Origin of the sequence: Clostridium sp. ZBS2 (genome assembly GCF_023845855.1) — a bacterium.
GTDB lineage: Bacteria > Bacillota > Clostridia > Clostridiales > Clostridiaceae > Clostridium > Clostridium aquiflavi.
In genome coordinates this window covers 89,968-98,242 of record NZ_JAMQIF010000005.1, presented here as the reverse complement: position 1 = coordinate 98,242, position 8,275 = coordinate 89,968, and the positions used below count along the sequence as shown (strand labels likewise).

At 25.1% G+C, this 8,275-nt stretch carries 7 protein-coding genes; 2 read left to right on the top strand and 5 right to left on the bottom strand.

The window, feature by feature from the left end; translation table 11 throughout:
* The first annotated feature begins 329 nt into the window (after nt 1–329).
* Nucleotides 330–860, top strand: a complete 531-nt coding sequence (locus NG918_RS02545; protein ID WP_252224362.1) for a YtxH domain-containing protein — start codon at nt 330–332, stop codon at nt 858–860.
* Nucleotides 861–979: 119 nt separating this feature from the next.
* Here the strand turns inward: NG918_RS02545 and NG918_RS02540 are convergent, their stop codons facing one another.
* Nucleotides 980–1,969, bottom strand: a complete 990-nt coding sequence (locus NG918_RS02540; RefSeq protein ID WP_252212265.1) for a tyrosine recombinase XerC — start codon at nt 1,967–1,969, stop codon at nt 980–982.
* Nucleotides 1,970–2,677: 708 nt separating this feature from the next.
* On the opposite strand from NG918_RS02540, the gene ybaK reads away from it, so the two are divergent.
* Nucleotides 2,678–3,157 (top strand): Cys-tRNA(Pro) deacylase, encoded by a 480-nt coding sequence (ybaK, locus tag NG918_RS02535; protein ID WP_252212266.1) that lies wholly within the window; start codon nt 2,678–2,680, stop codon nt 3,155–3,157.
* A gap of 379 nt (nt 3,158–3,536) precedes the next feature.
* On the opposite strand, the gene miaB is transcribed toward ybaK, so the two are convergent.
* The 4 genes from miaB to NG918_RS02515 form a co-directional block, all read right to left on the bottom strand.
* Nucleotides 3,537–4,901 (bottom strand): tRNA (N6-isopentenyl adenosine(37)-C2)-methylthiotransferase MiaB, encoded by a 1,365-nt coding sequence (miaB, locus tag NG918_RS02530; protein WP_252212267.1) that lies wholly within the window; start codon nt 4,899–4,901, stop codon nt 3,537–3,539.
* 105 nt (nt 4,902–5,006) lie between these two features.
* On the bottom strand, nt 5,007–5,294 hold the full coding sequence (locus NG918_RS02525; RefSeq protein ID WP_252212268.1) for a hypothetical protein: 288 nt from the start codon (nt 5,292–5,294) through the stop codon (nt 5,007–5,009).
* A gap of 35 nt (nt 5,295–5,329) precedes the next feature.
* Nucleotides 5,330–6,187 (bottom strand): GNAT family N-acetyltransferase, encoded by an 858-nt coding sequence (locus tag NG918_RS02520; protein ID WP_252212269.1) that lies wholly within the window; start codon nt 6,185–6,187, stop codon nt 5,330–5,332.
* Between the two features lie 163 nt (nt 6,188–6,350).
* Nucleotides 6,351–8,258 carry a bifunctional 4-hydroxy-3-methylbut-2-enyl diphosphate reductase/30S ribosomal protein S1 gene (locus NG918_RS02515; RefSeq protein WP_252212270.1) on the bottom strand — a complete coding sequence of 636 codons (1,908 nt, stop codon included), beginning with the start codon at nt 8,256–8,258 and terminating at the stop codon, nt 6,351–6,353.
* Nucleotides 8,259–8,275: the final 17 nt, after the last annotated feature.

Genomic DNA, 8,275 nt, shown 5'->3' with positions numbered 1-8,275 from the left:
AGTTGTGAAAAAGAAAGATAATTTTTATGAAAAAATTAATTTTATTATTAGCAATATTGTTTATATAAGTCTATGAATAATAAAAACATGTAATAGCATTAAAAGTGCTGCAAGAGTATCACTTTAATAAATTGTTTGGAAATTTATTCATTTAAAATCGTACCGGATGAAATGGCTTTGTATTATGAGTTATTTCATCTTTTTATTTATATTAGTTTACATAATGTTTATTATGTTTAAAAAAATAGCGGTTTTAACGAATGTGAATATATTAAGTGTTTTTTGGCAAACTAAATTAGAAGATTAATTAGAAATGAGGTGTAAGATTTATGAAAAGAAAATCAATTTTAGCCTTACTATTGGCTACATTGCTATCATGTTCAATGTTTATAGGATGTGGATCTAATAATTCTGATGATTCTAAAACAAACATGAAAGAAGCAGGAGAAAATGTTAAAGAAGATGTTAAGGATTTAGGTAATAACGTTAAAGATGCAACAAAAGATGCTGGGGAAACCATAAAATATACAGCAATAAACTTTAAAGATGATGTAGTAAATGCTGGTAATGAACTTAAAGATGCAGTAAATGGAAGTAAAAAAGATTATTTTAGTGGAACAGAAACTGACTACATGGTCGGAAATGATTATGTTAGAGTTTATGAATATGATGATTCTAATAAAATTGATGAAGATATAAAAAGGATATCTGATGATGGAATGAAAATAGAAGGGGCCACTGTAGATTACAAAACTAAACCTAATTATTATAAAAAAGGGAATACTTTGGTTGTATATGAAGGTAATGATCCAACCTATGTTGCTCAATTTAAAGAAACCTTAGGAAATCCTATAAGATAATAAATATAAATTACAGTATAAATATTATGTAAAGTAATTTACTTATATTTTTAAAATCTCTATTATTATATTTTTAGACTATAATAATAGAGATTTTTTATAAAGTAGGAGAGAATTCTTTATAATTTTGATAGTGGATTTGATTTTACGGCATCTCTTAATGTATCATCATCTACATGAGTGTAAATTTGAGTAGTGGAAATATTTTCATGGCCTAATATATTTTGAAGACTTCTTATATCCACATCTCCATACTTATACATAAGTGTAGCAGCAGTATGTCTCAATTTATGAGGAGTATATTTTTCATCTGTTAACCCTGCATTTTTTACATGTTTTTTAATCATTATCTCAACTGTTCTTTGATTTATTGGTTTATTGTGAGAAGATAAGAATAAAAACTTTTTGTATTCTGGCAAAGCTTTAGAATCATCCCTAACCACCATATAATTTTCAATTGCTTTTAAGCAAGCATCATTTAAATAAACTGTACGTTCTTTATTACCTTTACCTATAATAGTTAAAATATCATTTCTAATTTTTTCAATTAATATTCCACACAATTCTGAAAGACGCATTCCACAATTTAAAAATAAAGTTAATATACAATAATCTCGAGCGTAATTTTTATCATTTTTATCTAAAGATCCAAGTAAATGTATGCTTTGATCTAATGTAAGATATACAGGGTGTCGTTTATTTATCTTAGGGGATTCTAGCTCTGTTGTAGGGTTGTCCACAATTATTTTAGCTTTTCCTTGTAAAAACTTAAAAAAAGATTTTAAAGTAGCAACTTTTCTAGCTCTTGCATAAGCGCTATTATTTCTATATTTTTCAATGAAAGACATAAAGGCATATAGATCTCTAAGCTTTATACCTTTTAAAAAATCATCATCAATATCTCTAATATCTATTTCTTCGAATTCTATATTTTTATCTTTAATAAGTCCTCGATATAATTTCATGAATTTAAAAAAGATAGTTAAATCTTTTTTGTATGCAGCAATTGTATTTGTAGATTTATTTTTTATGGTTTCTAAGTAATTTAAAAAATCTATTACCGAATTAGGTAAGTCGTTGTTTTGAAAAAAATCAATATCATAATTCATATATTTTATCACCATCATTTATTATAATTTAAATCTATTTTCATAAGATTTAAATATATTATACCAATAAATGAATTTTTAATCAATTATTTCGGGAAATGTATATTTCCCGAAATAAAATTAAGCGATTTTTAGCATTAAAATTGATTTATTTGAAATTTTAATCTTGGTTTTAGATTTAATGCTTATTAAAATATAAATTTAATTTTGCGATTTAATTATCCATCTAACTTAAATTATTAACCAATAAGCTAAATTATATACTTTTAATTTTATGGATATTTATCAGTCTTGTATTTTCATTTAGATAAGAATTATTATCCATGAATAATTTTATTCCTTAAATTGTAAAAATAATTAAATTTTTAATGATTGTTATTTAGTAAACTAATCACTAGAATTCTCTTTGATTTTCCTTAAAATATAAAGTTTTACACATATTATAATATTGAATTTGTATCAAAAATTGAATTTGAATTTTCCTTTATTCTAGGAATTACACTTTTTGTTGTTTTTCAAATTCTATTTTAAAAATAGAAGTAGAATGAAAAATTGGACAAAAATACAATATAATATATAATATATATGTATTTACTTAGAATTTTTTATATAAAATTAATAGGTAGATGAATTAAATAAAAATTGATAGATATGGTCTAATGATTTTTATTCAGTAATATTTTATTTATATAACAGGAGGAAAAAATTATGGCAAAAGAAAGTAAAACTAATGCTATGAGAATTTTAGACAGCAGTAAAATAGAATATACCACTTATAACTATCAAAATAAAGATGGAAAAATAGATGGTGTAGCTGTTGCTCATAAAATAAATAAGGATGAAAATGAAGTTTTTAAAACTTTGGTCACTCAAGGACATTCTAAAGAATTTTATGTATATGTTATTCCAGTTGCACAAGAATTAGATATGAAAAAAGCTGCAAAAGCCGCATCTGAAAAAAGTATTGAAATGATACATGTTAAAGATATTAATAAAATTACAGGATATATAAGAGGAGGATGCTCTCCTATCGGAATGAAGAAAGCATTTAAAACTTTTATTCATAATACCGCTTTGAATTGTGGAACAATAGTATTTAGTGGTGGTAAAATTGGATCTCAAATTGAAATGAATCCAAAACAATTAGAAAATATACTGAATTGTACATTTATAGATTTAATTAAATAAATTATATTAATAGATAAGATGATCCTGTTAATTATATATTGATAATTATCAATATTTGAGGTTTATTGTGTTTATTTAATGTAAATCTATTATAAAAATGCCATTTTCACGATTATAGAACACATGTTCTGTAGCTATGAAAATGGCACCTTTATAAAAAATCGACAAAATGATTATTGTGGAACTGTAATTTTTTTTACACATATCTATCTTTTGACCACATGCTAAAAAAAATCTACTAAGCAATTAAATAATCTTTTATTGTTTTATGAGTACTTATAGAATCTTTTAGATTATTATATTACCAAAAATAATAATAAACTGCATTAAGATAAATATCTATTAATCCTAATACAGTTTATATAACAACTCTACTTTCCTACTCTACAACTTCTCCTACTAAAGAAAATGACTTAGCTTCAATTATTTTCACATTAACAAGCTTTCCTATCATTTCTTTACAACCATCAAAGTTTACAAGCTTAGCATTTCTTGTTCTACCAGTTAATTTGTTTTCATTGTTCTTACTAGTTCCTTCAACTAAAACTTCATATATCTTTCCTTCTGCTGCCTTGTTTCCAGCAACAATACCTTCATTAACAGTTGCCACAAGTCTATTGAATCTATCATGTTTAATATCATCAGGAATTTGATTTTCCATCTTATCCGCTGGTGTATGATTTCTTCTTGAGTATATGAATGTAAATGCAGCATCATATTTAACTTCTTTTACTAAATTAAGTGTTTCTTGAAAATCTTCTTCAGTTTCTCCAGGAAATCCAACTATTATATCTGTTGAGAATGTTACATCTGGAATTTCTTTTCTTATTTTTTTAGCTAATTCTAAATACTGTTCTTTATTATAATGTCTATTCATTTTTTGTAATATTTCATTACTACCACTTTGTACAGGTAAATGTATTTGCTCACAAAGTTTATCACAATCTCTTATGGCATAAACTACATCTAAAGTTAAATCTTTAGGGTGAGATGTCATAAATCTTAATCTCTCAAGTCCATCTATTTCATTAATTCTTCTTAAAAGCTGTGCAAAAGTAATTTCTTCTTCAAGACCTTTACCATAAGAGTTTACATTTTGTCCAAGTAGAGTAATTTCTTTATATCCATTAGACACTAATTCTTTTATTTCCTTTTCTATATCTTCTGGCTTTCTACTTCTTTCTCTTCCCCTAACATAAGGAACTACACAATATGTACAAAAATTATTACATCCATACATTATAGTAACAAAAGCTTTTACGTCACTTTTTCTGTCTATTGGAACCCCTTCTACAATTTCAGTTTCTTTATCAAAAATCTCTTTAACTTGAACTCCTTCAACTTGAACTCTATGCAAATATTCTGGGAACTTGTATGCATTATGAGTTCCAAATATGATATCAACATAAGGGAATCTACTTAAAATTTCATCTGCCATCCCCTTTTGTTGCATCATACAACCACATAAAGCTATTATTAAATTAGGATTTTTCTCTTTTTGATTTTTTAGTCTGCCAAGATTTCCAAAAACTTTATTTTCTGCATTTTCTCTTACACAACAAGTATTGAAAATTACAATTGAAGCTTCATCTCTATTTTCTGTTTCTTCATATCCTTGAGATTTAAGCATTCCTGAAAGTTTCTCAGAATCTTCTTCATTCATTTGGCACCCCCAAGTTTCAATAAAGAAGAATTCTTTTTTATCTATTTTATTTGTCTTTAAAGCGTCTATATTAAAATTCATTAGTATTCCTCCAAGTTTAAAAAATTATACCTCTGTATTATAACAAATAATTATATTAATTAAAAGACCATGATCTAATATATGATTCTTTAATCAAATACTTAATTAATTACCACTTAATCCTTCCATAGTATAAAAATTTCCACAATACATTGTTTCTATATTTATATCTGTATTTGAAATTGGAATAAAAGTATTTTTTTCTAGTCCTTCTTCAGTAATAATATAAACTTTCAATGTTATATTATCTACGTAGCAGTCATATCTAGTCATTTTCTTATGTTCATATTTAACTGTATTAAGAAAATCTAATTGACTTTTAAAATCACTTTTTCTTCCATAAACTATTTTCTCATGGTTTTTCCAAATTAATTTGTTATCCACTAAAATCATCCCCCATAAATTTAAAAATTGTTTGCATTTTTTATTTATAACCTATTGCTCCATGTTGTTATTTTTCCGTATTCTTCGAACCCCATTTTTTTATACAAATTAAAAGCTTTATAATTATTCACATCAACATTTATTGTAACCTGTGAAATATGTTTTTTGTAGCATAAATATATTAAATATTTTATAAGCATTTCGCCATACCCTTTATTTCTATATTCATCTAGTATACCAACATTAACTATTGTATAAAGGTCTTTTTTTGAAATAACTTGTCCATAGCCTATCGTTACATTTCCAATCATTATAAAAACGCATAAATCATTTATATAATAATCCTCCTCTTCTTCTAGCTTTATATCGTAAGGAACTAAGGGAATTCTATCATTATCTTTAAACACAGAATTCTGAATAAAACATCTTAAACCTTCATCTTCTCTTTTAGTGAAAATTTTAAAGTTTATATTTTTCTTAAAATCAAATTTACAATTGGATGTCCTTATTTTCATTAAAGATGTAGCTCTTATTGGACTGAATTTTAATTTAGTCATTATATCATAAGTTATGTTGCTATCTGCTACGTCAAAATTTAAAGTTTTATTTTTAAACATATTAATTAATTCTTTTGAAATAAGATTAATATAAGCTTCACTTGCATATAAAGATAAAATTTTTATAACTTCTGTTATTGGATATTGAATCCATAAATAACCTATATATTTGTTGTCATATTTAAATAACCTAATTTCTCTTCTTTTCATATACTTAGCAATAAATGATTGCTCATTATATAATTCAAAAAAATCTTTATTATTAATATACTTATCATTAGCTTCTTCTTGTAGTATTTTAAAGTATTTTAGATTTTTTAATGATAACTTTTCTATTATAAACATAAAACTCCTCACTTCTAATAAATAAAGTATAGTATTAAAAAAATACTTAGTCAATTAAGTACCGTTAGTTAACAGAAGTTAATTTTTTTAAGTTAATTTTTTCAAAGTAAAAAGAACCCCTATATAAATTATATTGAGGTTCTTTTTATTTATACATATTTTGTTAAATATCTTTTATGCTTAAGCTTACTCTTTTATTTTCTTCATCAACTTCTAATATCTTTGCCTTGACTTCTTCGCCAACACTAAGTACTTCTGATGGATGTGATATTCTATTAAATGAAATTTTCGAAATATGAACTAATCCATCAACTCCAGGTTCTAATTCTACAAAAGCACCAAAATCATTTATTCTTACAACTTTACCTAAAACTATTGAACCTTCTGGATACTTTTCTTTTACATTTTCCCATGGTTTTGGAAGTAACTCTTTTCTACTTAAAGATAATTTCTTATTTTCTTTATCTATAGCTATAATCTTAACTTCAAGCATTTCACCTTTTTTCAATATATCTTCTATATTTTTAACATGATTCCATGAAATTTGAGATAAATGTAATAACCCATCTATTCCATTAACATCTAAAAATGCACCAAAATTAGTAAATCTCTTAACTTCAGCTTTAATTACATCCCCAACATTTAAACTTTCCCAAATTTTCTCTTCTTCTGTTTCCTTAAGAACTTCTAATAAAACTCTTCTAGATGCAATAACTTTTTTATGTTCTTCAGCAGAATAATCAATTAATTTAACTTCTAATACTTGATTAATATATTTAGATTTATCTTTAGTAAATCTAACATCTATTTGAGAAGCTGGAATAAATATTCTTATTCCTTTATAATAAGCAACTAGTCCATTTTCTGAAGCCTCTTTAATTTTAACTTCAAAAGTTTTGCTTTCATTAAATAATATATCAAGTTCTTTATAGGCCTCTTCTTTTTCATATTCAAGTCTTGATAAAACAACATATCCATCAGAATTTTGTAATTTTATAACTTTAGATTTTATACTATCACCTATATTAAGACTTTCTACCATACTCTCAATATCTTCATTTGAAGTTAATTCATTGAAAGGAATAACCCCATCTATTTTATATCCTACAAGTGAAACTATAATAGTGTCTCTTGTTTTTAAAAGTATTTCTCCTTCTACCTCATCACCAATCACAAACTTTCTATCAAGTTGATTCATTAATGATAATTGATCATCGTTTTTAATATTTTCTGTATTACTCATAATTCCAATTACCTCCTTAATAATCCAATCTGGTGTAGACGCACCAGCTGTAATTCCTACTTTATTTATATTATTATTTATAAAATCTTTAGGTAACTCATTAACATTTTCTATGTGTATAGTATTATCACAATTTTGTTTAGCAATTTGATATAGCTTAGTTGTATTAGAGCTATTTTTCCCACCAATTACGACCATAGTTTCTACTTCTTTTGATAATTTATTAGTACTTCTTTGTCTCACATCTGTAGCTGCACATATGGTGTTAAAAGCTAAAACTTCTTTAGCCTGTGCAGAAATATTTTTGATTAAAGTTTCCCAATTAGCTGCTTTTTCTGTTGTTTGTGATACTACACATACCTTAGCAGGTACATCCCCTTCAATTTTACCATTTTTAGAAATTATAGCTTTATTATTGCACCAACCATTAATTCCTATTACTTCTGGATGGTTAGCGTCACCAAGTATTACTATATTATATCCTAATTTATAATATTTATTTACCTTTTTTTGTATCTTAGTTACAAACGGACAAGTAGCATCCTTAACGTTTAACTTATTTTCTTGCAAAAGTTTTAGTATTTCTTCTGATACTCCATGAGATCTTATAACAATAACATCATCTTTATTTAAAGTATCTATATTTTCTAAGTTTATAGAATAGATATTATTCTTTTCTAAAAATTTTACAACATCATTATTATGTATCAATGGACCTAAAGTATATATTCTTCTGCCCTCTTGTTTTTGTATTTTTATAGCTTCATCAACTGCTCTTTTTACTCCAAAACAAAAACCAGCATTTTGTGCTAAAATTACTTCTCTCATTAGTGTATTCTCCTAAA